This is a genomic window from Marinomonas posidonica IVIA-Po-181 (genome assembly GCF_000214215.1).
In the GTDB taxonomy this organism is placed as follows: domain Bacteria; phylum Pseudomonadota; class Gammaproteobacteria; order Pseudomonadales; family Marinomonadaceae; genus Marinomonas; species Marinomonas posidonica.
In genome coordinates this window covers 1,993,223-2,016,576 of the sequence record NC_015559.1, presented here as the reverse complement: position 1 = coordinate 2,016,576, position 23,354 = coordinate 1,993,223, and the positions used below count along the sequence as shown (strand labels likewise).

At 43.3% G+C, this 23,354-nt stretch carries 24 protein-coding genes; 20 read left to right on the top strand and 4 right to left on the bottom strand.

Going from position 1 to position 23,354, the window contains the following annotated elements:
• Window positions 1-84 precede the first annotated feature (84 nt).
• Window positions 85-1,065: an aldo/keto reductase gene (locus tag MAR181_RS09440; protein ID WP_013796361.1), complete on the top strand. Its 981-nt coding sequence runs from the start codon at window positions 85-87 to the stop codon at window positions 1,063-1,065.
• A gap of 61 nt (window positions 1,066-1,126) precedes the next feature.
• Here the strand turns inward: MAR181_RS09440 and bcp are convergent, their stop codons facing one another.
• Entirely contained in the window at window positions 1,127-1,576 is a 450-nt protein-coding gene (gene bcp / locus MAR181_RS09435; protein ID WP_013796360.1) for a thioredoxin-dependent thiol peroxidase, read from the bottom strand.
• Window positions 1,577-1,759: 183 nt separating this feature from the next.
• On the opposite strand from bcp, the gene dapA reads away from it, so the two are divergent.
• From dapA to MAR181_RS09405, 6 genes are all read left to right on the top strand, one after another.
• On the top strand, window positions 1,760-2,641 hold the full coding sequence (gene dapA, locus MAR181_RS09430) for a 4-hydroxy-tetrahydrodipicolinate synthase (protein WP_013796359.1): 882 nt from the start codon (window positions 1,760-1,762) through the stop codon (window positions 2,639-2,641).
• Window positions 2,638-3,720, top strand: a complete 1,083-nt coding sequence (locus MAR181_RS09425; protein ID WP_013796358.1) for a hypothetical protein — start codon at window positions 2,638-2,640, stop codon at window positions 3,718-3,720. Before dapA ends, MAR181_RS09425 begins: the two co-directional genes overlap by 4 nt.
• A 39-nt stretch (window positions 3,721-3,759) precedes the next feature.
• Entirely contained in the window at window positions 3,760-4,476 is a 717-nt protein-coding gene (gene purC, locus MAR181_RS09420; RefSeq protein ID WP_013796357.1) for a phosphoribosylaminoimidazolesuccinocarboxamide synthase, read from the top strand.
• Between the two features lie 63 nt (window positions 4,477-4,539).
• The gene (locus tag MAR181_RS09415) at window positions 4,540-5,784 is read left to right on the top strand and encodes a lipoprotein-releasing ABC transporter permease subunit (RefSeq protein WP_013796356.1); all 1,245 of its coding nucleotides are present in this window, start codon (window positions 4,540-4,542) and stop codon (window positions 5,782-5,784) included.
• A complete protein-coding gene (locus tag MAR181_RS09410; protein WP_013796355.1) occupies window positions 5,777-6,469 on the top strand; it encodes an ABC transporter ATP-binding protein in 693 nt (230 codons plus the stop codon). The genes MAR181_RS09415 and MAR181_RS09410 overlap by 8 nt, the downstream gene beginning before the upstream one ends.
• A 360-nt stretch (window positions 6,470-6,829) precedes the next feature.
• Window positions 6,830-7,813, top strand: coding sequence for a sugar phosphate isomerase/epimerase family protein (locus MAR181_RS09405; RefSeq protein ID WP_013796354.1), 984 nt, complete (start codon window positions 6,830-6,832; stop codon window positions 7,811-7,813).
• 204 nt (window positions 7,814-8,017) lie between these two features.
• Here the strand turns inward: MAR181_RS09405 and MAR181_RS09400 are convergent, their stop codons facing one another.
• A complete protein-coding gene (locus MAR181_RS09400) occupies window positions 8,018-8,545 on the bottom strand; it encodes a DUF2062 domain-containing protein (protein WP_013796353.1) in 528 nt (175 codons plus the stop codon).
• A 26-nt stretch (window positions 8,546-8,571) separates the two neighbouring features.
• On the opposite strand from MAR181_RS09400, the gene MAR181_RS09395 reads away from it, so the two are divergent.
• From MAR181_RS09395 to murI, 8 genes are read left to right on the top strand one after another with little or no spacing between them, the layout of a single operon-like run.
• Window positions 8,572-10,488 carry a ComEC/Rec2 family competence protein gene (locus MAR181_RS09395; protein WP_013796352.1) on the top strand — a complete coding sequence of 639 codons (1,917 nt, stop codon included), beginning with the start codon at window positions 8,572-8,574 and terminating at the stop codon, window positions 10,486-10,488.
• A gap of 26 nt (window positions 10,489-10,514) precedes the next feature.
• Window positions 10,515-11,141, top strand: coding sequence for a MotA/TolQ/ExbB proton channel family protein (locus MAR181_RS09390; protein WP_013796351.1), 627 nt, complete (start codon window positions 10,515-10,517; stop codon window positions 11,139-11,141).
• Window positions 11,138-11,560 (top strand): ExbD/TolR family protein, encoded by a 423-nt coding sequence (locus MAR181_RS09385; protein WP_013796350.1) that lies wholly within the window; start codon window positions 11,138-11,140, stop codon window positions 11,558-11,560. Before MAR181_RS09390 ends, MAR181_RS09385 begins: the two co-directional genes overlap by 4 nt.
• On the top strand, window positions 11,557-12,594 hold the full coding sequence (lpxK, locus tag MAR181_RS09380; protein WP_013796349.1) for a tetraacyldisaccharide 4'-kinase: 1,038 nt from the start codon (window positions 11,557-11,559) through the stop codon (window positions 12,592-12,594). Before MAR181_RS09385 ends, lpxK begins: the two co-directional genes overlap by 4 nt.
• Window positions 12,587-12,784: a Trm112 family protein gene (locus MAR181_RS09375; protein ID WP_013796348.1), complete on the top strand. Its 198-nt coding sequence runs from the start codon at window positions 12,587-12,589 to the stop codon at window positions 12,782-12,784. The genes lpxK and MAR181_RS09375 overlap by 8 nt, the downstream gene beginning before the upstream one ends.
• On the top strand, window positions 12,781-13,248 hold the full coding sequence (locus tag MAR181_RS09370) for a low molecular weight protein-tyrosine-phosphatase (protein WP_013796347.1): 468 nt from the start codon (window positions 12,781-12,783) through the stop codon (window positions 13,246-13,248). Before MAR181_RS09375 ends, MAR181_RS09370 begins: the two co-directional genes overlap by 4 nt.
• Before the next feature lie 25 nt (window positions 13,249-13,273).
• The gene (gene murB, locus MAR181_RS09365; RefSeq protein ID WP_013796346.1) at window positions 13,274-14,356 is read left to right on the top strand and encodes a UDP-N-acetylmuramate dehydrogenase; all 1,083 of its coding nucleotides are present in this window, start codon (window positions 13,274-13,276) and stop codon (window positions 14,354-14,356) included.
• Window positions 14,353-15,156 (top strand): glutamate racemase, encoded by an 804-nt coding sequence (gene murI / locus MAR181_RS09360; RefSeq protein ID WP_013796345.1) that lies wholly within the window; start codon window positions 14,353-14,355, stop codon window positions 15,154-15,156. The genes murB and murI overlap by 4 nt, the downstream gene beginning before the upstream one ends.
• A gap of 1 nt (window position 15,157) precedes the next feature.
• Here the strand turns inward: murI and MAR181_RS09355 are convergent, their stop codons facing one another.
• Complete coding sequence (locus MAR181_RS09355) at window positions 15,158-16,300, bottom strand: patatin-like phospholipase family protein (RefSeq protein WP_013796344.1); 1,143 nt, start codon at window positions 16,298-16,300, stop codon at window positions 15,158-15,160.
• Between the two features lie 206 nt (window positions 16,301-16,506).
• On the opposite strand from MAR181_RS09355, the gene MAR181_RS09350 reads away from it, so the two are divergent.
• Both MAR181_RS09350 and pgm read left to right on the top strand, forming a co-directional pair.
• The gene (locus tag MAR181_RS09350) at window positions 16,507-17,631 is read left to right on the top strand and encodes a beta-ketoacyl-ACP synthase III (RefSeq protein WP_013796343.1); all 1,125 of its coding nucleotides are present in this window, start codon (window positions 16,507-16,509) and stop codon (window positions 17,629-17,631) included.
• 186 nt (window positions 17,632-17,817) lie between these two features.
• On the top strand, window positions 17,818-19,458 hold the full coding sequence (gene pgm, locus MAR181_RS09345) for a phosphoglucomutase (alpha-D-glucose-1,6-bisphosphate-dependent) (RefSeq protein WP_013796342.1): 1,641 nt from the start codon (window positions 17,818-17,820) through the stop codon (window positions 19,456-19,458).
• Window positions 19,459-19,515: 57 nt separating this feature from the next.
• On the opposite strand, the gene MAR181_RS09340 is transcribed toward pgm, so the two are convergent.
• Complete coding sequence (locus MAR181_RS09340) at window positions 19,516-20,256, bottom strand: spermidine synthase (RefSeq protein WP_013796341.1); 741 nt, start codon at window positions 20,254-20,256, stop codon at window positions 19,516-19,518.
• 190 nt (window positions 20,257-20,446) lie between these two features.
• Between MAR181_RS09340 and MAR181_RS09335 the strand changes: the two genes are divergently transcribed.
• From MAR181_RS09335 to MAR181_RS09325, 3 genes are all read left to right on the top strand, one after another.
• The gene (locus tag MAR181_RS09335) at window positions 20,447-21,376 is read left to right on the top strand and encodes a 1-aminocyclopropane-1-carboxylate deaminase/D-cysteine desulfhydrase (RefSeq protein WP_013796340.1); all 930 of its coding nucleotides are present in this window, start codon (window positions 20,447-20,449) and stop codon (window positions 21,374-21,376) included.
• A gap of 153 nt (window positions 21,377-21,529) precedes the next feature.
• Window positions 21,530-22,411, top strand: a complete 882-nt coding sequence (locus MAR181_RS09330; RefSeq protein WP_013796339.1) for an NAD(+) kinase — start codon at window positions 21,530-21,532, stop codon at window positions 22,409-22,411.
• 56 nt (window positions 22,412-22,467) lie between these two features.
• Window positions 22,468-23,352 (top strand): rhomboid family intramembrane serine protease, encoded by an 885-nt coding sequence (locus tag MAR181_RS09325; RefSeq protein WP_013796338.1) that lies wholly within the window; start codon window positions 22,468-22,470, stop codon window positions 23,350-23,352.
• Window positions 23,353-23,354: the final 2 nt, after the last annotated feature.

Below are 23,354 nucleotides of genomic sequence, written 5' to 3'. Positions count from 1 at the left end.
TTAGTGGAGAGAGGATGTGACAATCGATAATTGCTAGGGTAATGGCAATAAATGCTGGTATAAAACAAATAATAAGGATATCAGATGAAAACAAGAATATTGGGTAAAACTGGTTGGTCGATCTCAGAGATAGGTTTGGGATGTTGGCAATTGGGCAATGATTTTGGGCCGGTAGAAGACAAGCAAGCAATCGCTGTATTAGATGCTGCCTCAGAACAAGGCATTAGCTTTTTTGATACAGCCGATGTATATGGTGCAGGGCTGAGCGAAGAGCGAATAGGGCGTTGGTTAGCCTCCTCGACACTGGCACCAAAGATAGCGACGAAAGTGGGTCGAGATGCGGCTCTTTATCCGGACGGATACACTAAAGAGAAAATCAAACAAAGCCTACAAGCCTCTGCTAAACGTCTAGGAGTCGAGATTATTAATCTTGCACAACTGCATTGTGTGCCAAGAGAGGTATTGTTTGCGGGAGACATTTTGGCTTGGATGGAAGACTTGCAGCAAGAAGGTGTTATTGAGCATTTTGGTGCCAGTGTGGAAATGCTTGATGAAGCAAGGTTCTGTTGTCAAAGTGATAAGTTGGTCAGTTTGCAGATGCTGTTTAATATCTTTCGCCAAGATGCCGTGGAAGAGGTCTTTCCATTGGTTGAGCAGCAAAACATTGGTGTAATTGTTCGATTGCCCTTAGCCAGTGGCTTGTTATCAGGAAAAATGCATCATGGGTATCAATTTAATGAGCAGGATCATCGTTCCTATAACAAGGATGGAGCAGCATTTCACGTGGGTGAAACCTTTAACGGCATTCCATTTGAGACAGGTGTGGTCCTGATTGACGAATTGAAGGCGAGACTGACGTCTAACCATAATGTACTGGATGTGGCGCTGCGTTGGATATTGGATCAACCACAAGTATCAACTATTATTGCAGGCGCAAGTCAGCCAAGTCAGGTGATACGAAATGCACAGGCATCAGATTTGCCCGTTTTGAATGACGAGCTTCATACTATGCTAAAAGACTTTTATCAGACCAATGTACGCCAACATATTCGCGGCGGCATATAGATAATAAGGAAACGCCCTTGGCTAACGATAGTCAGGGGCGTTTTTGTTGTCGAGGATGAGGTTATTTTAAGATTTGTTCTGCATGCGCCTTAGTTTTGACCTTGGCAATAATCTCTTCGATAACACCGTTTTCGTCAATGATGAAGGTCGTACGTACCGTTCCCATGTATTCTTTGCCCATGAATTTTTTAAGTTGCCAAGTACCATAAAGCTCATGAACTTCTTTTTCCGTATCCGCTATTAATGGAAAAGGCAGTTCGTATTTGGTGATGAAATTCTGATGTTTTTTCTCTGTGTCTGGGCTGATTCCCAATACAATATAGCCTTGATCTAGTAATGCTTGATAGTTGTCTCTAAGATCACAAGCTTGTGCGGTACAGCCAGGTGTGTTGTCTTTTGGATAGAAATACAACACCACTTTTTTACCTTTAAATTGGCTTAGGGTGATGGTTTCACCGTTTTGATCATTAGCCGAAAAATCAGGGGCGACTTGTCCTACTTTAATGGTCATAATATTTCTCTTAATAGTGTGAAAAATGATAGATATATTATTAGCTTAACAAGTCAAAGTGAAAAAATCTTGCGCAAACCTCGATAAGCGAAAATTACATAGGCTTTACAACCGTCAATTATTGTTAAACCTGTGTCTGGGCGTTACTATAGGCGCGCTTATAATTTTATCGGAGACTCAAAAATGATCACAGGTAGTTTAGTTGCGCTTATCACCCCCATGTTACCCGATGGCGCTGTAGACACTGAGAAGTTAGATGATCTAATTGAGTTTCATATCAATGAAGGAACTCACGGTATTGTTGCTGTTGGCACGACAGGAGAGTCATCTACTTTAACCCATGAAGAGCATGCGAATGTGGTTCGTCAGGTGGTGAAAAAAGTAAATGGCCGAGTTCATGTCATTGCCGGTACAGGGGCTAATTCAACGCATGAAGCCATTGATCTTACCACGAGAGCAAAAGAGGCGGGCGCGGATGCTTGTTTGTTAGTCACGCCTTACTACAATAAGCCAACACAAGAAGGCCTTTATCAGCATTTTAAAGCCATTGCTGAAGCTGTAAACATCCCTCAAATTCTTTATAACGTGCCAGGTCGTACAGGTTGCGACATGCAGAATGATACCGTTTTGCGTCTAGCCAGTGTGAGCAACATTGTTGGAATCAAAGATGCCACAGGTGACCTAGAGCGTGGACAGGCTTTGCTAGAAGCGGTTCCGGCTGATTTTGCGGTCTATTCAGGTGATGATCCAACCGCCGTTGCGCTTATGTTATTGGGTGGGAAAGGTAATATTTCTGTTACCGCCAATGTGGCGCCTAAAGCGGTTGCTCAAGCCGCTGAGTATGCCATTGCTGGGGAGGCTGAAAAAGCTCACAGTTTGGACCGCTCGGTTTCGCCTTTGCATAAGAAGCTATTTTTAGAATCCAATCCAATTCCCGTAAAATGGGCTGCCAGTCAGCTTGGTTTGTGTCATGACGGTATTCGTTTGCCCTTGACGCCACTGTCGGAGCAATATCATGCAGCGGTAAGACAGGCTATGGTTGAAGCAGGAGTGTTATTAGTATGAGTAAACGTTTGATTCAAGTTGTTGGTACAACAAGTGTGGCATTGACCCTAACTGCTTGTAGTAGTTTTTTTACCGATCATTCAAATGATTATCAGCAGGAAGTTGGTAGCCATCCTACCTTAGAGGTACCTGCAGGTTCGGTAGAATCAAAAGATGCTTTGGTTATTCCAAACGAAAACGACATTGCTGATTTAAATGATCCAAAACCTTTCGAAACCCCTCGTGCTCCGTTTGTTTATTACCCTATGGATAAGGTGGCGTTTTCCGAGCAAGATACCTCAGTAACCTATAGGCTGAACACTAAAGCGGCAGACGCGAAACAAATCGTCGCCGATTTTCTAACTGCTCTGCATGGCGCGGGTCAGTCTGTGGCGTCTCAAACAGAAAACACCATCATGTCGATTCCGTTCGATTTCCATCCGCAGGGCTGGTGGGCGTCATTATGGAGCGATATTACTCGAATACATCCAGCGAAAACCGCCTTCTCGTTTCAGTTTGATGAGTTAGAAGGTGCGACCACCGTTACCTTGCAATACCGAGAGGTTGAGCAGGATGATGAACAAACGCTTGATTGGCAATCGCCTATGACGAATCCAGATGCCGAATCGGTCGCGGTTCGTCTATGGGGGACGTTTGGTCGTCAACTAAATCAATCTTCTGCTTATCTTTCGAATAGCAAAGACGGTGTGGACGCCTTCCCAGTTTGGGTTGATCATCAGGGCATGTATGCTATTTACCTAGGTGAAAATTTATCTGACGCTGAGTTTGAGGCAAAACTGAAAGCATCAGGAATGTATTTAATGCCAGGTGATGAAAAGCGATTGGCACCAGTACCCGCTGACAAAGTGGCGCGTGTTGGTGACATTATTGATTTTACTTTGCCATTAGGTGCTGATGGTCAAGAACAGAAGCTCTTTAATGTATATCGTCGTGATTTGGACGATGTTAGTTGGCAGGAAAGGGAATATTCTTATCAAATAACGCATCAAAAAGCGGGTGATTTCTTAGTGGTAGACGTTTCTGCACTTGAGAATCCAGAAATTGCTTCCTTTAGAATTGCACAACGATTTGTAAAATAATTAAGATTAACCCCTCGTAATTAAACCGGAGACTCTCCAATGGAAAAACGACAAGAGCTATATGCAGGTAAGGCAAAATCTGTATTTCGTACAGATGATCCTGACAAGATGGTTCTAGTATTTCGTGATGATACCTCAGCTTTTGATGGTAAAAAAATTGAGCAGTTAGACCGTAAAGGCATGGTCAATAACAAGTTTAATGCTTTCATCATGACCAAGTTACAAGAAGCAGGTATTCCGACGCACTTCGAAAAATTGCTTAGTGACACTGAGTGCTTAGTGAAATGCCTCGATATGATGCCAGTAGAATGTGTGGTTCGTAATGTGGCGGCTGGTAGCCTATGTCGTCGTTTGGGCGTTGAAGAGGGTACGACATTAACACCACCTACGTTTGAATTATTTTTAAAGAACGATGAACTGGGCGATCCTATGATCAACGAGTCTCATGTTGAATCTTTTGGTTGGGCCAAAGCGGACGATTTGGCCAAAGCGAAAGACTTAACTTATAAGGTGAATCACGTCCTAAAAGAACTCTTTGCTCAAGGCGGAATGATTCTGGTGGATTACAAGTTGGAATTTGGTCTTTTCAAAGGTGAGGTTGTGTTAGGCGACGAATTTTCACCAGACGGTTGCCGACTATGGGATGCTGACACCAAAGAAAAACTAGATAAAGATCGCTTCCGTCAAGGTTTAGGTAACGTGATTGAGTCGTACGAAGACATTGGCCGACGAATTGGCATCGACTTTGACGCTTAATTCGTTTTGGCAATTTGTATTGATGGAGGCTTAGTCCTCCATTTTGCCATGTAAGGGTATATTTTGATTAACTTCCTTCCAGTTACCATAGGGTTACGCTACGCCAGGGCGAAGCGTTCCAATCATTTCATTTCATTTATTAGCTTTTCTTCAATTGCCGGATTAGCGCTTGGTGTGATGGTGCTGATCACGGTTCTATCGGTTATGAATGGCTTTGATCGTGAACTCAGAGAGCGAATATTGGGGATGGTTCCTCATGCAACGCTGTGGGGTAATCCGATTTTGGATGACTGGCAGGAAACGGCTAAGCTAGTTGAAAAAATGCCGAATGTAGTGGCCGTTGCCCCTCATATTCAAGCACAAGTGATGTTTCAATCGGGGGACAGTGTCCACGGTGCCATTTTGAATGGCATTAACCCTGATATGGAAAAGAAGGTGTCTATCATTGATGATAACATGGCGTCCGGCTCTCTTGATGCGCTCAAAGATCAACGCTTTGGTATTGTCTTGGGAGCGCAGTTAGCAAGGCAACTGCGGGTTTCTATTGGCGACAAAGTCACGGCCATTCTCCCTAAAGCGAGTGTTTCCATTGCTGGCGTAGCACCTGTATTAAAGCGTTTTACCTTAGTGGGAACCTTTGAAGTTGGGGCGGAATTAGACAGCAGTTTGGCATACATCAACATAACGGATGCGGCAAAGCTAAAACGCTATCAAGCTGGTAGTGTCGAAGCATTACGCATCTCTTTTAATGATCTCTTTGTGGCACCAACCGAAATTTGGGACATCGCCAGAGCGGTTCCGGGTCAAAATCGTGTTAGCGATTGGACGCGCACCCACGGAAATTTATTTCAAGCGATCAAGATGGAAAAGACCATGATAGGCCTGTTGTTACTGCTGATTGTGGCCGTCGCTGCGTTTAACATTGTCTCTACCTTAGTCATGGTGGTGACCGATAAACGAAATGACATTGCCATCTTAAGGACAATGGGACTGACATCAACTCAAGTTATGTGGGTGTTTATTGTACAAGGTATGTTTATTGGTATGTTAGGAACGCTGATCGGTGTCATCCTTGGTGTGAGTTTGGCATTGAACGTAAGCGATATCATTGCAGCTGTACAGACTTTATTAGGTGTGCAGTTCCTTAGTGCCGACGTCTATTTTATCAATTATTTGCCTTCACAATTGGAGTGGTCTGATGTGGAATTGATTGTCACATCCGCTTTTATTATGACGGTTGTGGCGACGATTTACCCAGCGTGGCGAGCGTCGAAAGTGGAGCCAGCGGAGGCGCTAAGATATGAGTGATCTAGTATTAGAGTGCCAAGCGCTATCGAAACAATATCAAGATGGAAAACAAATCGTTGAGGTGTTTCAGTCGATTGATTTTGCGCTAAAGAAAGGTCAAGCCTGTGCGATTGTCGGCGCTTCCGGTTCGGGGAAAACCACCTTGTTAAATCTACTTGCAGGGTTGGATTTAGCCAGTTCAGGTGACGTAAAGTTAACACAAGTGTCTTGGTCTAGCCTTAGTGATGCGAAGCGCGCCAAAATTCGCAATCAAGAAATGGGCTTTGTGTACCAGTTCCACCATTTGCTGCCTGAATTCTCAGCTCTTGAAAATGTCTTAATGCCAATGTGGATTGCTGGCATGAATAAATCTGAAGCGACAGAAAGAGGGACCGAGTTATTAACTCAGGTCGGGCTAGGGGAGCGATTGAATCACAAGCCTTCACAGCTATCGGGTGGTGAACGTCAACGTGTTGCCATTGCGAGAGCCTTAGCCAATCGTCCGGCTTGCGTATTAATGGATGAACCAACAGGCAATCTTGATGAAACCACTTCATTGGAAGTCCAACATCTCATCAATGAGCTGAAAGCAAAATACGACATGGCGTTTCTCATCGTGACTCATGACGAAAAAATGCTAAATTGGATGGATTCAGCTTATCGACTTTCTCAAGGTAAGCTCAGCCAGATTAAAGCTGACAGTTAATGTCATCTCCATATTCACACCAATGTCACTAAAATTGGTGTGAATATTTTCCTCTTCTTGATTCAAAACATGTGAACTAACACCTTTCAATATTCCCTTAAATGAGGGCTGATTTTAGTACTCAGTTTGAGTCTTATCTTTTTTGTATCAAAGGAATTTATGGCATCAAGGGTGCGGCAAAGATTCTGCTTTAGATTGTATGATATGAATAATTATTCCATGTTGACATAATATTCATATCGATTTATAAATAGACTAGACGCCATGGTGATTATCTACTCCAAGCGACAAAACGTCCTAGTGAGAGGTTCCTATGCATTGTCTTGTAAAAATAAAATTAATAAAACAATGAGGTAGGGTATGTCTAGTAATCTAAAATTCGGTGCTGGGATTTGGCACTTTGCAACCTACGTAGATCGATACGCGACGGATGGTTATGGTCCTAAACGATCTTTATTGGAAATGATTGATTTGGCCGGTCAAGTGGACGATCTTTCTGTGGTCGACATTAATTACCCTTTCCCCGGGGGGAATGTGTCCGTCGCAGAAGTGAAAGCGGCTCTGACGAAAAATAATCTAAGTGTCATCGGTATCACACCTGAAATCTATACTCGTCAATTCTCCAAAGGTGCTTTTACGAATCCTGATCCTGCTGTTCGTAAACTGGCTGAAGATTTGATCAATGAAGCAGCCGACATGGTAAGAGAGCTGGGGGCTGAGTATGTGAAACTTTGGCCTGGTCAAGATGGTTGGGACTATCCATTTCAAGTTGACCATCACGAACTCTGGCATCTCTCTATGGCGGGTTTGACAAATGTTGCGAAGCAAAATCCAGACTTAAAGTTTGTCGTTGAATATAAACCACGAGAACCAAGAAACCATATGAGTTATGACAGTATGACTCGCACTCTGTTGGCGTTGGAGAAAATTAACTTACCCAACATTGGAGTGTTACTGGATTTCGGACATGCACTTTATGGCGGAGAATCTCCGGCTGACTCAGCACAACTGGCAATTGATTATGGCCGATTATTCGGTATGGATGTGAATGATAATCTGAGAAGCTGGGATGACGATATGATTGCAGGCTCAGTTCATCCTATTGAGTTGATGGAATTTTTTTACGTACTAAGAAAAAATAATTGGCACGGTGTATGGCAGCTTGATCAATTTCCTTTCAGAGAGGATTGTGTTGCCGCAGCCAATAGTGCCATTTCTTTTCTAAAACATATTGATAGCGCTTTGGATAGAATGGACTGGGATGGGTTGAAAGAAGCACAGAAACAACAGGATGCGGTTGCAGCGATCAACATCGCAAGAGAGGCTCTGTTTGGACTGCTGTAAGAAGTATTGCTTATTTTAAAATAAAAGAAGATAAACCTTACTAAGGGGAAGAGTGGGCAAGGAAGTCCGTAGAAAAGCGCTCTTTATATATCTGGAAACCATCATTTGAGGCAAATCAAATGATGGTTTCTTTAGGATCATTCATCGTATTTTAAACGTCAGCCAATTCAAAGTGAGTCTTTTTTTGAATGGATTACTGGCGACTTATTTGCGCATTTTGCGTTCTTTCCAGCGTTTAACCACATGTAGTCGCCACAAGATGGTAATGCCAATGTAGCTGATTGCACCGACAACCAAACCTGAGACGATAGAGCCTGTATATAAGGGTAGCCAGATATGCTCCATTTTATCCCAGATCCATTCAACAGAGAGTTTGAACTCCTTATTGTGATGTGTGCCTAGGATGAGAGTGCCAACTTTGTAATTGAAATAAAATACAAAAGGCATGGTGATGGGATTGGTGATCCACACAAGCGCAATAGAAAGTGGTATGTTGGCTCTAAGTGGGACAGACAATAAAGCGGCGGCCAGCATTTGAAAGGGCATGGGAATGAAAGCCCAAAACAAGCCATTGAAAAAAGCACGCGCAACGGATCGACGGTTTAGATGCCATAAGTTTGCTTCGTAAATTTGTGATCCCAGAATTGCGAGAGCTTTGTTTTTTCTTAACTTCTCTGGATCTGGGATGAACTTCTTTAGATAATTCTTAGGCATAATCAGATTAAAAGTCATTTAGCAATCTAAGACATGGAGGTCTTATGTTACTAAGTAGTTTGTCCACTTTGATGGGCGCCATTTTGGTGCCGAGTGCTTATTTGTGGCTGTATTCTACTCATATCACCTTTCTCTGTCTCTACCTAATCTACACAAAGCGCGTATTAGTTTTGTTTTTAACGATAATTTCACTTTTCTCTGTGATCAATTCTGAAACGGAGGGCGAGCTTGCTGTAACCCTAAGTAAAGACAGTGCTTATTTCGTTGGCTTTGAGGACAAACAAGTCATACTGCTGACGGACAAGGCTTTGGCTCAGGTTGATCCTATTAGGTTGGCCAGTCAGATTCGGGTGAGATTTCAGGTGCCACCAGATCAACCATTAAGCCACTCAAGGGTAATGGAGTTTAATGATTTTGAACTTTCGTTAACCACTCAAATCCCCCCTCATTATCAAGCGGTTAAATTGGTTCGATATGCTTTAGCGGATAAAGAAGGTCCTTGGTGGTTAAAAAATCTATACATAGAAAGACAAGCGGCTCAACTGGTCTTTAGTGTTCAACATGAGTGGCTGAAGCAATTGCCACTAGGAGGCAGGCAGGTCGTATTGAATCAGCTGGATGAGAGGTTTAAGTCATTTGAATCATGGCGCTTTTCTAAAGCTTTGTTACTCGGTGCGGATGATTTATGGAGTCAAAGAGATACTTGGATGATTAGAACCTTGGGGCTTGCTCATTTATTTGTGGTCTCAGGGTTACATACCGGGTTTATGGCCGTCATTGGTTTCGTATTAGCTCGACTTGTTTGGTGGATGTTACCAGCCCAGTTGTTATTAGCCGGTTTTACTCGTTGGCAATTAGAGTGTGCTTTGGTGGTGCCTTTATTGGTTACCTATGGCTTCATCACTGATTGGGGTGAACCTGTGGTCAGAGCATCCATCATGCTCAGTGTGTATCTGCTCAGTCGAGTGCTGATGGTAAAGCTAAGTGCCTTTCAAATAATTGGATTTACCTTATGGCTGGTACTGTTTGTTAATCCTAGAAGTGTATTAAGCCCAGGGTTATGGCTGTCGTTTAGTATGGTGTATTTGTTAATTGGGTTTTATCCATTAACGCAATGGCAGTGGCGACGAATGATCTCGACTCAAGTCATGTTGAGCTCGGCCTCCATGGTGTTAATTCTAGGTTGGCAGGATGTCATTTCAATCGCGTCCATTGCGGTTAATCTATTTATGATACCGTTTGCCGCTACAGTGTGGTTTCCGGTTGGTATGCTGGCTTGCTTAGAGGCTTTATTGTTGCAAACCCAGTTTGTCTATTATGTTTTGGATTGGGGGTTAATTCATGTCATTGCATTGCTGGAATGGCTTGTATTTGAATGGTCATTACTGACATTTGATCGTGTTACTTCCACCTTGCCTAAACTTCTTTTGCTATTATGGTTGTTGTTTTGGGTGTTTCAAACTCCCTTGAAACGGGGCGGAATAGCTCTTTTAATTATCTGGATGTCGTTGTTCTCAAATTCACTGATCTTTGAGCCTAAGGCTGATATGGTGTTGAGGAATCATCAAGGCAAGTTGCTATTAGAGAAGGGCGAAGAGCAATGGGTAAATGATTGGCTTCCGTCTTCTACAGGTTTAATGCTGGATACTTTCTTAACCAAGAATACCAACACAGCCTCTATTATGTTGGCGCCGAATAAACTCGATATATTTTCCCCGTTAACCTTGTTAAAAGTGAATCCAGATTGGCTTATTCTTGCCAATGACGAGGATCACTTTAATAAAGTGATCCTCGCGGCACTCTCGATTGATTGGTTGAATATTGAACAATCCGAGTCGTTGTCTTTTTATTTTCGTGATGATGGCATCAGACTCAAGCATAGCCATTGTCGATATTCATTTTTTCTCTTTAAATCTGACACTTGCAAGCGTGCAGAAAAGTTAGAGAGTGTGTTAAATTAGCATCAAACTTTAAATGGAGAGTGACCTTGCTAAGCTTTATTCAAACTGGTGGTTTCTTTATGTGGCCATTATTGGCTTGTTCAATTTTAACATTAGCCATCATTCTCGAACGATTTTGGACATTGCGAAAAAATAGTGTGGCACCAAAAGGTTTGTTGAGCGATGTGATGATGCGTCTGCGGGACGATAAAATGACGCTAGATTATATTCGTGGCATGCAGTCGAAAACGGGGTTGGCTTCCATTTTTGCCGCAGGCTTAGTGTCTTCTAAGCATGGCCGCGGTGCGATGAAAGAAAGTGTGCAAGAAGCTGCAAGTCATGTTATTCATGAACTAGAACGTTTCATGAATACCTTAGGAACCATCGCTGCCATCTCGCCTTTATTGGGGTTGTTGGGAACCGTGGTTGGTATGATTAAGGTCTTTGCCGTACTGATGGAAAATGGAGCGGGCAATACGGCTTTATTAGCGGGTGGTATTTCAGAAGCCTTGCTGACAACGGCTGCAGGCTTAGGCGTTGCCATTCCAGCATTGATTTTTCATCGTTTCTTTAGCCGCCGTATTGATGAGCTTGTTGTGACCATGGAACAACAATCAACCAAGTTGGTTGATGCCATTCATGGTGATAGAGAAAAAGCAGGAGTGGCCCAGTGAAATTTCGCCGTCAAAAAATAGATGACGTGCAAATTAACCTGACGCCGTTAATCGATGTGGTTTTTTTGCTGTTAATCTTTTTTATGGTCAGTACCACCTTTAACCAAAGTACCGAACTGACCATTGATCTACCAACGGCCACCTCAGATGCGCCGGCTAGTGATAGAGATAAAACCGTTGAGTTGGTCATTACAGCAGATGGTCAATATGTGATTAATGGCCAAACCCTGATCAATGAAAAAGTGGCGACATTAGTGCAAGGATTAAGGGAAGTCACACAAGGGGATAATACTCGACCTTTGATCATCACAGCCGATGCTCAGTCATCTTATGAAATGGTGTTGAGAGTGTATGATGCGGCGGCTAAATTGGGCATCAGCAAACTGGCTCATACGGCACAAAAAGAGCCTAATCCGTGACCATTGAGTCTTGTTTTACACGTGCTTGGTATCGAAAGTTTGGCTGGACCCATGTGTTTCAACCCATTCAGCCTTTAGTACGCCATCTTGTTGCGAAAAAACGACAAGGATATTTACAAGGAAAAACGCCAAGCTATCGTGCACCAGTGCCTGTAGTGGTGGTTGGTAACATTAGCGTTGGTGGAACAGGTAAGTCACCTATGGTGGTCGCTTTGTGTGAATTACTCACATCAAGCGGATTCAAAGTCGGCATCATTTCCCGTGGTCATGGTGTGACATTGTCCAAGCCGGAGAAGGTGACCGCAGATAGTCTAGCAGAAATAGTAGGTGATGAACCTGTTATGCTGGCTCGCCGAACACTGTGTCCAATGGTGGTGTTTCCTAAGCGCCAACAAGCGATTGAATTTTTATTAGAAGAGCATGCGCTGGATGTCATCATTAGTGACGATGGTATGCAGCATTATGCCTTAGATCGCGATATTGAAATTGCCATGATTGATGCTCAGCGAGGCTTAGGCAATGAACAATTATTACCGGTTGGGCCTTTAAGAGAGCCAAAAAGTCGCCTCGATGAGGTGGACTTTATAGTGAGTATTGCGCAGCAGCAAACTGCCTCTTTACAGCGCATAAATCAAACGGTGCGTATAATGTCTTTAACCTCTGATTATATGTATTCACTAGATGGTAAACGACAGCTTGCTTGTGAAACGGCTTTTTCAGATGGCCAAGAATGGCACGTGATGGCAGGCATAGGCAATCCTCAACGGTTTAAACAAACCCTAATGGAGAAAGGCTTGAATGAAGCAACCAGCACATATCAGTGGTTTTCTGATCATCATGGGTTTAAAGCGACGGACATTCCTGATGATAAAGTCGTTATCATGACAGAAAAAGACGCGGTAAAATGTCAGGCCTTAATGCTTAACAATCCAGACATCTGGTATCTTCCTATTTCACTGAAATTACCAGATGACTTTAAAAAGGCTTTTTTAGCCAAACTTAATTCGATAAAAGTAGAAGTGACTCATGAATAAATCATTATTAGATATTTTAGTCTGCCCAGTGACCAAATCTGGTTTGACTTTGAGCAAAGACGGCACGGAATTAATCAGTAAAATAGGCGGCATGGCTTACCCAATTCGCGATGGCATTCCGGTTTTATTGGAGACCGAAGCGCGTACTTTAACCGCAGATGAACGTTTGGATTCTGGTTCTTCGAAATGACGTCAATACGGGTACTCACGGTTTGCTTGGGCAATATCTGTCGCTCACCTGCGGCACAAGGTATTTTGCAGCATGAGGCTGAGCTTAAAGGTCTTAACCTTTCTCTGGATTCGGCTGGGACGGCGGCTTACCATATTGGCAAACTGCCAGATTCCCGTTCTATAGACACACTGAAACAAGTGGGTATCGACATTACCGGTCAGCGAGCACGCCAAGTAACCGAAGACGATTTTCAAACGTTTGATTGGATCTTAGCAATGGATCAGGCGAATTATCAGCATTTAAAACGGCTTCAGCCGACTTCGTCGCATGCTAAGTTAGTGATGTTTGGTGAATTTGCTGATCATGTGTCATTAGGTGAAGTTGATGACCCTTACTATGGTGGTGATGAAGGTTTTACTCAAATGCGACATCATCTTAGTGAGATAGCCAAACGCTTTTTAGATCATATCGCCTCCGATTAACTTAATTAACCATAAGCTTGCATTCATGGACTCGACTCATCACCTTACTGACTCTACGACTTTGCCTCCTGCGGTTGAAAGAAAGGTTTCACTTCAACAATACAATACCTTTCAGTTTGATTATCAGGCGGAGTTTTTTGCCATTGTTGATAATTTAGAGACACTCAAATCCTTATTAGGTTGGGCACGACAACAGCATCTATCCGTCACCATGTTGGGGGGGGGAAGCAATCTTCTAATCAGTGCGGACATTCCAGGCTTGGTGATTATCAACCGCCTTAAAGGTTGCAGCGCCAAGGAAGAAAAAGGCAATCATCTTAGCTTGGTTGTGGGAGCTGGAGAAAATTGGCATAAGATTGTCGAATTTACCGTGCAAAATAACTGGTTTGGTATTGAGAACCTTGCGTTGATTCCGGGTACTGCAGGGGCGGCGCCAGTTCAAAATATTGGTGCTTACGGCGTTGAAGTAAAGGATTCATTAGCGCGTGTACAGGTTTTGGACCGAGTCAGCTTGGATGTCTATTGGATCAATGCTCATGATTGCGGTTTTGCTTACCGTGATAGTCATTTTAAAGGACAGTGGAAAGAGAAATATTTTATTACCGCCATCGAGTTGAGTTTAAAAAAACGTGCCGATTTAATGCTCAGTTATGGTGGTCTAGCCAATCAAATTGACGGTGAGCCAAGTCTACAAAAAGTGTTTCAAGCGGTTTGTCAGGTTCGCAGCAGTAAACTGCCAGACCCAAATGAACTGGCCAATGCCGGCAGTTTTTTCAAAAACCCTATCGTAAGTGTTGCACAGCATAGTCAGCTAAAAGAATCGTTTCCGTCCTTGGTGTCTTTCCCTCATGGTAAGGAGTTTAAACTGGCGGCGGGTTGGCTAATCGATCAGGCTGGTTGGAAAGGCAAAGTTCAGCAGGGCGTGGGGGTTTATGAAAAACAGGCTTTGGTTCTGATCAATCATCAAGCATCAAAAGCCGAATCATTATTGGAGCTTGAAGCCAGCATAAAAGCCAGTGTATTTGACTTATACGGCGTTGAGCTTGAACGTGAGCCTGTGCAATTGCCCGGACTAAGTGGGAAATTGAATCAGGAGATTCCGCTTTGAAAGTAGGGGTAATTGATTCTGGAGCGGGCGGTTTAACCATCTTAAATGCCATCCATAAGAAACAAGCCTATCTGGATTTGCTGTATCTGGCCGATGATGGTTTTGCGCCTTACGGTGATAAGACAAGGGAACAACTTCAGCAACGCTTGGAGGCCATTGGTCAGTTTTTTGAACGGGAAAAGGTGGCGGCCATTGTGGTGGCGTGTAATACCGCAACGGTTGCTGCGATAGATACTTTGCGCGCCACGACTTATTTGCCTGTTATCGGGGTTGAACCAGCGGTAAAACCCGCTTTTCGATTGGGTAAACAGCGTAGGGTGGCTGTATTAGCAACACCGGTAACCGCTCAAAGTTATCGCTTAAATCAATTGATTGAATTGTGGCAAGCAGACAGCCAAGTGCGCATTATGTCGAGCGCTAGTCTAGCCTACGACATTGATGCTTGGCCTAAAAGCCAAGAGCAGATTCGTCAGACCATTGAGTCATTGTGTGAACAGATGAAGCTTGATGACGTGGATACCTTGGTACTTGCCTGCACACATTACCCTTTAGTGAAGTCGTATTTTGTCGAGTATCTAGGCAAAGAGTGCGACATTGTTGAGCCCAGTGAAGGGGTGTCTGCACAATTAAAAAGGCGGTTAGAAGCCGCTTATCCAGAACAAATGAGTTTAGCCATCTCTTCTTCTAAATTAGGCCAGATTGATTTATGCACGAGTTCATCAGAAGATAAGTTAGAGCGATTATTGAATTGGCTATGTCAACCTGAACGAGTCATAGAAAAACGTGTGGTGTCTATTTAGGTTAGAGTGGATTGATAAAGGCTAAAATTTTATCTTTTTCCCACATGGCGTCTTGATAGCCTAATTCCATCAAAGCACGACAATACTGCGGCGTAAACAGCAGATAACTGGCCGCTGAACTGACTTTCTCAGTGGACGACCCGCCTGCAGATTTCAATAAAACTCGAATATTTTTTGGCAGTGTATGCAGATAATGATGGGCAATTTCGTTTAATTCCTCAGAAGGGGAAATAATGAGCGTTTCAGTTGGTAAGAGGGGGTAATTTTGTCGCTTCTCGGCTGGCAGGTCTCGAAGTAACGAATTCATCAGCTCAAGTTGATTAATATCGTCTTCTAGATTATCGATAAAAGCACTGTTTAATAGTTGCCCTAAGATCTGTGCCATACTCGGGGCACTTATTTCATTTTTTTCCTCTGACGGTAACCACTTCTTTGGACTGCGGTTGCCGCTCACCCCAATAATAAATAACTTCTCTGCGCCTAATTGTAATGCGGGGTAGATGGCGGACTTTTGACGGATCGCACCGTCACCATAATAGTGTTGGTTGATTTTATGAGCGGGAAAAATCGCCGGGATGGCACTGGAAGCCAGTAGGTGGTCAACCCCTAATTTGGCTCTCACACCTTTACGGCGTTTACCTTGCCAATTTTGAAATGTCTCTCGCCCTTCAAAAAATGTCGTTGATTCACCTGTACTGTAACTCATCGCGGTCACCGCGAGGGCCGATACCAGATCATTATCGATGGCTTGTTTAATTCTAGTGAAATCCAAATGATTGCTGAGCAATTCCCGCAATGGATCATTGTTCATGATAGCAATGGATTCAGCGTGATTGTGAAGGTGAAACAGCGACATTAAGGTTTTGGTCACAGACGTGGCCAGTGGCCATCGTCCTAACGTATAGATTTGATCTGGGCTTAAATGTCGCCAAACAAAAGCTAATGTGGAAGCCGCTTTGGAAAAATTATCCGCATAAGACGCCAGCATAGTGGCATTCAACGCACCAGCCGAAGTACCGCACAGTATCGGAAAAGGCAAAGCGGTTTTTTTGGGTAGCATTTTGCCCATTGCGGATAAAACGCCGACTTGATAGGCCGCTCTTGCGCCACCACCTGATAAAATCAAAGCATTATTGTTTTTCATAAAACCTATGCCAGCTTATTGTTTCTTCTAAACAATTTATCACTGACATTGAGTATGGCGAAGATAAATCAAAAAATCCAATCATGTTATGCATTTAAGTGATGGGTATGGCTTTATGATATTACATTTTTGTAGACGAAGGCGGTTTTGTCGTTCACAATCTCCACTATACTTAACATTGAAAAACAATAATAAGGACAAGTGAAATGAATTCTTCTGTTGTCATTAGCGGAGTCGGGTTATGGACTCCTGCGCATTCCATTTCTAATGAAGAGCTTGTGGCAAGCTATAATGCATGGGCCGAACAATACAATGCGCAAAATGCCATCGCCATTGAGCAAGGTGAACTTGAGGCAAAACCCTTATCCAGTGCGTCCTTTATTGAAAAAGCGTCGGGTATAAAAAGTCGGTATGTTTATGCAAAAGAAGGTGCCCTTGATATTGATCGAATGCGCCCAATGTTACCGACTCGAAGTGATGATGAGGTTTCCCATCAGGCTGAAATGGCCATTGCCGCAGCCAACAAAGCACTGGCCGCGGCCAATAAAACCCCTGCCGACATTGATATGGTGATTGTCTCTTGCGCTTATACTCAACGATCTTATCCCGCCATTGCCATTGAAGTGCAATCTGCACTGGGTATCGAAGGCTTTGGCTTTGATATGCTGGTAGCCTGCTCTGCAGCGACTTTTGGTTTGCAACGTGCGGTCGATGCGGTAAAAGCTGGCACAGCGAAGGGGGTATTGGTGATCAACCCAGAGCTTACCTCAGCGCAAGTGAATTATATGGATCGTGATTCGCATTTTATTTTTGGTGACGTCGCCACCGCCACTGTGGTGGAGTGCAGCGATACCTGTCAATCTGAGCATGCTTTTGATGTGTTGAGTAGTAAGTGTGTTACGGCGTATTCAAATAATATTCGATCTAATTTTGGTTATTTGACCCGTGTCACAGACGAAGATCCCTATGGCGCGGATAAATTGTTCCATCAAAATGGTCGTAAAGTCTTCAAAGAGGTTTGTCCTATGGCGGCAGATCACATCGAAAGTCATCTCAACAGCGAAGGCATTCAAGTCTCTCAGCTAAAACGCTGGTGGTTGCATCAAGCCAATATCAATATGAATTTATTGATTAGCAAGCGCCTACTCGGAAGGGACGCCAGCTTAGAAGAAGCCCCTGTTGTGTTAGATGAATATGCCAATACAGCGTCGGCTGGTTCTATTATTGCCTTTGCTAAATACCACGACGATTTACAACCAGGCGACATTGGTGTGATTTGTTCATTTGGGGCTGGTTATTCAATTGGTAGCTTGATTCTGAAAAAACGTTAATCTTGCTAATTCAATCTTGGTAACCCAATCCTGTTAAAAACATATGCGGGGAGTCTGCGAATGTCTCGTTGATCTTCCCGATAGGCCTTTATCCTTTTTCTAGAAAATCATTTCTGTCTTAACTCATTGAAAGTTTTGCGGATTTAAGCGAGACTTTGGGCAAGCGCAATTAACAGGACTAAATATATGGCGATTCACGCACAAGCTGGACAGCTTGCTTCACACAATTCTCTTGTATCACTTCCTGAACTAATGACGGCTTATTATTTAAAAAAGCCTGATGTGGTTAATAATCCAGATGAAAAAATCCTTTTTGGTACTTCAGGGCATCGTGGCAGTGCACTTAATACAACATTCAATGAGCATCATATTTTAGCTGTTTCACAGGCTTTGGCGGAGTATCGTCAGAGACAAAACATTGAGGGTCCTTTGTATCTTGGTAAAGACACACATGCACTTTCGGAAGCCGCTTTTCAGACAGTGCTAAGTGTGTTGCTTGCCAATGGTATTCGTGTACGCGTTCAACTAGATGGTGGATACACACCAACGCCAGTTATTTCACATGCTGTGTTGACGCACAATCAAACACAGCAAGACGTCAGTGATGGTATTGTGATTACCCCTTCTCATAATCCCCCTGAAGATGGTGGAATTAAGTACAATTCGACTAAGGGTGGCCCTGCTGATAAAGACATTACGGATTGGGTAGCGAACCGAGCCAACGAGTTACTAATGCAACATCTTCAAGGTGTAAAGCAATTTAGCTTAGAGCAAGTAGAGCAATCGCCTTTGATCGAATCATTTGATTACATAGAACATTATGTTAGTGATTTGGCGAACGTTATTGATATGGAAGCCATTGCGAAAGCCAAGATTCGCATTGGTGTCGATCCAATGGGTGGATCCGGCATTCATTACTGGAAACCCATTGCGGATAAATATGGTTTAGACATTACGGTTGTTAATACTGAGGTGGATCCGACGTTTCGGTTTGTACCATTAGACAAAGACGGTCGCATACGCATGGACTGCTCATCGCCTTATTCCATGCAATCCTTACTTAAGCTAAAAGACGATTTTGACATCGCGGTTGGCAATGACCCTGATTATGACCGTCACGGTATCGTTTGCGCAAAATCTGGCTTGATGAATCCGAATGCGTATTTGGCTGTTGCGATTGAGTATTTGTCACAACATCGTCCAGATTGGCCAGCGGATACCATGTTTGGTAAAACCTTAGTGTCCAGTGGCATGATTGACCGAGTGGTGAAGGATTTAGGAAAAACGCTTTGTGAAGTGCCAGTCGGATTCAAATGGTATGTCGAAGGTATGTTTGCAGGTACTATGGGATTTGGTGGAGAAGAGAGTGCTGGTGCCTCGTTTTTGCGAAAAGATGCCAGTGTTTGGACGACGGATAAAGACGGCATCATTATGGCGTTGCTCGCCGCTGAAATATTGGCGGTAACCGGGAAAGACCCACAAAGTTTATATGAAGAGCAGGTAGCTCGATTTGGTAAGCCATTTTACAAGCGAATTGATGTTGCGGCGACGCCTGCACAAAAGCGTTTATTGGGCGCTTTACAAGCTGATAATGTGAAGCAAACGGAACTGGCAGGGGAGAAAATTGAGTCGATTCTTACCCATGCCCCAGGTAATCAAGCCGCTATTGGTGGATTAAAGGTGTCTACGGAGAATGGCTGGTTTGCTGCACGTCCATCGGGCACTGAAAATGTATATAAAATTTATCTGGAAAGTTTTGTCTCAGAAGCGCATTTATCGGCTCTTGAAGTGGAAGCGAAAGCCTTAGTTAATTCGGTTTTAGCTTAAACCCAGTGCAACTTGAACATGGAAAAGCCAGCTAAGAGCATAGCTGGCTTTTTTGTATCAAAGCTCAGTCAAGCGGGTAAGCCATTTATTGACGGAAAAGCCTAATGAATTACTCAGTTTTTGCGCCAAGGTTTTAAGTTCTTTGGCACTGTGATCTGGCTTTTGTTTGCCTGCTAATATTACCCAATTTCCACTTCCTGTGTCCAAAGCACTGACAGAGCGGAAATGCTCTTTAAGGCGTTGTGTTAAATCTTCATTGTTTTTTTGATCTATCCAACAATTAATCACCAGCCAGCCCTTTTCTTTAATGTTTTTGGCGCAATTCTCAATAAAGCTGGGGGCAAGGACATGAATGTCCATTCCTTGAGTGTTGTAGATGTCAGTCATTAATAGATCAACTTTTTTATCGAGTCCTTGTTCAATATGGTCAATAGCATTGTCTAAGGTTAACTGAATGCGTTTCCCCTTTGGCAGTTTGAAAAACATCTCAGCGGCATCTAAAACATCGGCTCTTAATTCAACGGCACTAATTTGCACACTTGGAATGGCGTGATATAGGGTATGAATCAAGGTGCCACCACCTAAACCTAGAATGCACACCCGCTTAGGCGTACAAAATAATAAAGCCAGCATCATAGCTTGGGTGTATTCGTGCTGTAATACGTGAGGGGTGGATAAGCGAATACGGCTTTGCTCATCACCGTCAGCAAAAGACAAAATTCGAAACTGCCCATCATCAAAGACTCGAATGGGACCAAATTCATCGGCCGCATCATACAGTAGGTTTTGTTGGCTCATGGAGATCCTTATTGGTATCGCAATCGTTACCTTTAGATCCGAATGCATAGGCTAATTAGGATGACGATACAAGTTCATCAAATTGAATGGAGGGATTCTAACAAAAAAACCATCAATATCATCTTTCAATGTGTAACACCGAGTATACTAATTGCGTTTTTATTATTAATCGACTTTCGTTAGGCGTTTTGTGTCTGTAATTCAATCCATTAATCTTGATTTTTTAGGTCAGTCTGCGCTTAACCAAGCGTATCAGTTGGACCTTTATCGTGGCGATTTGGAGCATGCTAAAGCGCCAGGTAATAAATGGCATAAGTTACGCCATCATTTAAAAGCAGCTGAACAGCAAAATGCCAGATACATTGGTACTTTGGGTGGGCCTTATTCAAATCATTTGCATGCCTTGGCTGCCAGTCTAGTGAATCGGAATGAACAAGCTATTTTATTGGTGCGAGGTGAATTACAAGCTAATTTAACAGCCACTTTACGGGATGCTGTGGCATATGGTGCTGAACTCTGGCCGAGTCAACGGCTTGATTTTCGCTTGGGATTAGATGCGCAAGTGGTAAAACAGATTTCTCATCTTTATCCGGATATCTATTGGGTGCCAGAAGGGGGAGGCGGCGTATTAGGGGCACAAGGCTGTGCTGATTGGGCCAAAGCGATCGGCACTATGGCTGGCGAGTATTCTGCTTGGGCTGTTGCGGCTGGCACAGGCTCCACAGCTGCGGGATTGTTATCAAGCGAGGCATGCCCTAAGTTAGAAGTCTTTAGCGCATTAAAAGGGATGGCCGAACAGCAAGCTGAAATCATTACATTGGCGGCTAACATTGCAGGAAAACAAATCACTTCAAAGAATTTGGTTAAACGCCTATCGTTTTATGATGATGCTCATCAGGGTGGTTATGCCAAATTTCCTGCCGCTTTAGCGGATTTTCTTAAGGCGTTTGCTGAAGCAAATCCTAACCTTGTATTGGACCCTGTTTATACGTCAAAAGTAATATTCGCCATTTGGCATAAAATGAAAAATGGAACCTGGCCGCATGCCAAAACGTTAGTCATTCATACCGGTGGAATACAGGGATGGCGAGGTTATTCTTTGTCTCAAAACCCCTTTTGAAGGTAAAATAAGCTAAACAAGTGAAGGATATCCGCCTTGACTCATAGCGATTGCAGCCTGCTTCATGTTAAAGTGGCACAAAATATGTAAGACTCCATTAGCGATCGCAATGAGTTCATTTGTATACATTGAAAGCAGGAAAGAGAAGGACGCATGAGTCTTTTTAAACGTATTGGCATTATTGCTCGATTAGACAAACCGCAAATTTTAGACACCGTGAAGAAGTTAATGGATTACCTTCAAGATAAAGAGGTGCAGCCTGTTCTCGAAAGCCAATTGGCGGCGATGATGCCCGGCATTAAAGTAGCAAAAGCCCCTCTCAAAGAACTTGGTGATCACTGTGACATGGTTATGGTCGTTGGTGGCGATGGTAGCTTCTTAGGTGCTGCCCGTGCTATTTGTCAATATGATATTCCTGTGCTGGGGATCAACCGTGGCACACTCGGCTTTTTGACCGACATTTCCCCACAACATCTACAAGAAGAATTAGACCCCATTTTGGCGGGTGACTATCATGAAGAGAAGCGCTTTATGATAGAGGCTAAGATCAAGCGTCAGAATCGGCCGAGCGGTGACGGAATAGCATTAAACGATTTGGTATTACACCCAGGAAAATCGGCTCGAATGATACGTTTTGATCTTTTTATTGATGACCAGTTTGTCATGAATCAAAAATCAGACGGTTTGATTGTGGCGACACCAACAGGTTCAACTGCGTATGCCTTGTCGGCTGGTGGCCCGATCATGCTACCGAAATTAGACGCCTTAGTGCTGGTTCCCATGCATCCGCATACGCTAAGTAATCGTCCTATTGTGATTGATGCTAATGCAAACATTCGAATTGTGGTATGTGAATCCAATTTGACCTATCCAAGCGTAAGTTGTGATGGGCAATTGAACATTACCGCGGCACCTGGTGACGAAATTCACATTACCAAGAAGCAGGGTGGCATTCGCCTTATTCACCCAAAGGATCATGACTTTTATAATGTTTGTCGTGACAAATTGGGGTGGCAATCGAGTTATCGTCCTTAATTACACCCCATTGGATTAAGCGGGTATTGACTAAAAAAGGTATTTTTTAGAATTTCATGTATTTTGCATATCGCTTTGACACGACAGAAGACCCACAATTGCTGGCCAACGCTTTATGGCATCATAAAGTGGCGCACCAGATTGTTGAGAATCAAGGGGCAAAAGAGTTATGGTTGCTTGACGCCAGTCAACAACCCACTGTCCTACAACTGATTGCGATTTGGAAAGAAGATCCGTCTCTTTTACAAAATTCCCTTGTCAACAAACCAACCGAACGCACCGCACCGACGAATCTAATGGCACAAGTCAAACGATCGCCATTGACTATGATTGTGCTGTTAATCAGTTTTGTTGTTGCCATTATCACCGAATTGGGTGAAAACCTTTCGTTAGTGAGCTTGTTTACCATTAGCCCGTTTAATGTGTCTAATGGCCATATCTATTTTATGACATTGTCAGATGTCATGGCTAAAGGTGAATATTGGCGATTGTTAACCCCGGCATTTTTGCATTTTAGTGTGATTCACATCGTTTTTAACTGTCTTTGGGTGTGGGATGTTGGTCGCAAGCTGGAAATGATGGTTGGCAAGTTTGTCTGGCTATTCAGCGTGTTGATTACCGCGGTGTTAAGCAACGTTCTACAATACTATTTTAGTGGCTACCCCATTTTTGGCGGCTTATCGGGTGTGGTGTATGGTTTGATTGGTTTTGCTTGGCTACTGCCGATCCTGCGTCCATATTATCCCGTGTTGATTCATAAAGGCTTAATGATCTTTTTTATGATTTGGCTCGTGGTTGGTTATACATCATTGCCTGAGACTATGGGATTAGGGCGCATTGCTAACACAGCTCATACGATTGGCTTAATCTCCGGATTGGCGCTTTGTGTGTGTTTTTGGTTATTTGAAGTGTTTTTTGTTAAGCAACAAAAATACGATTAAGT

What these genes read in the sequence shown, in the direction of transcription:
- purC (WP_013796357.1), top strand. Translation starts at nt 3,760, where the DNA reads ATGGAAAAACGACAAGAGCTATATGCAGGTAAGGCAAAATCTGTATTT.
- MAR181_RS09410 (WP_013796355.1), top strand. Translation starts at nt 5,777, where the DNA reads ATGAGTGATCTAGTATTAGAGTGCCAAGCGCTATCGAAACAATATCAA.
- MAR181_RS09440 (WP_013796361.1), top strand. Translation starts at nt 85, where the DNA reads ATGAAAACAAGAATATTGGGTAAAACTGGTTGGTCGATCTCAGAGATA.
- MAR181_RS09370 (WP_013796347.1), top strand. Translation starts at nt 12,781, where the DNA reads ATGACGTCAATACGGGTACTCACGGTTTGCTTGGGCAATATCTGTCGC.
- MAR181_RS09375 (WP_013796348.1), top strand. Translation starts at nt 12,587, where the DNA reads ATGAATAAATCATTATTAGATATTTTAGTCTGCCCAGTGACCAAATCT.
- pgm (WP_013796342.1), top strand. Translation starts at nt 17,818, where the DNA reads ATGGCGATTCACGCACAAGCTGGACAGCTTGCTTCACACAATTCTCTT.
- dapA (WP_013796359.1), top strand. Translation starts at nt 1,760, where the DNA reads ATGATCACAGGTAGTTTAGTTGCGCTTATCACCCCCATGTTACCCGAT.
- MAR181_RS09400 (WP_013796353.1), bottom strand. Translation starts at nt 8,545, where the DNA reads ATGACTTTTAATCTGATTATGCCTAAGAATTATCTAAAGAAGTTCATC.
- MAR181_RS09330 (WP_013796339.1), top strand. Translation starts at nt 21,530, where the DNA reads ATGAGTCTTTTTAAACGTATTGGCATTATTGCTCGATTAGACAAACCG.
- MAR181_RS09355 (WP_013796344.1), bottom strand. Translation starts at nt 16,300, where the DNA reads ATGAAAAACAATAATGCTTTGATTTTATCAGGTGGTGGCGCAAGAGCG.
- murB (WP_013796346.1), top strand. Translation starts at nt 13,274, where the DNA reads ATGGACTCGACTCATCACCTTACTGACTCTACGACTTTGCCTCCTGCG.
- MAR181_RS09405 (WP_013796354.1), top strand. Translation starts at nt 6,830, where the DNA reads ATGTCTAGTAATCTAAAATTCGGTGCTGGGATTTGGCACTTTGCAACC.
- MAR181_RS09395 (WP_013796352.1), top strand. Translation starts at nt 8,572, where the DNA reads ATGTTACTAAGTAGTTTGTCCACTTTGATGGGCGCCATTTTGGTGCCG.
- MAR181_RS09325 (WP_013796338.1), top strand. Translation starts at nt 22,468, where the DNA reads ATGTATTTTGCATATCGCTTTGACACGACAGAAGACCCACAATTGCTG.
- MAR181_RS09350 (WP_013796343.1), top strand. Translation starts at nt 16,507, where the DNA reads ATGAATTCTTCTGTTGTCATTAGCGGAGTCGGGTTATGGACTCCTGCG.
- MAR181_RS09425 (WP_013796358.1), top strand. Translation starts at nt 2,638, where the DNA reads ATGAGTAAACGTTTGATTCAAGTTGTTGGTACAACAAGTGTGGCATTG.
- MAR181_RS09340 (WP_013796341.1), bottom strand. Translation starts at nt 20,256, where the DNA reads ATGAGCCAACAAAACCTACTGTATGATGCGGCCGATGAATTTGGTCCC.
- bcp (WP_013796360.1), bottom strand. Translation starts at nt 1,576, where the DNA reads ATGACCATTAAAGTAGGACAAGTCGCCCCTGATTTTTCGGCTAATGAT.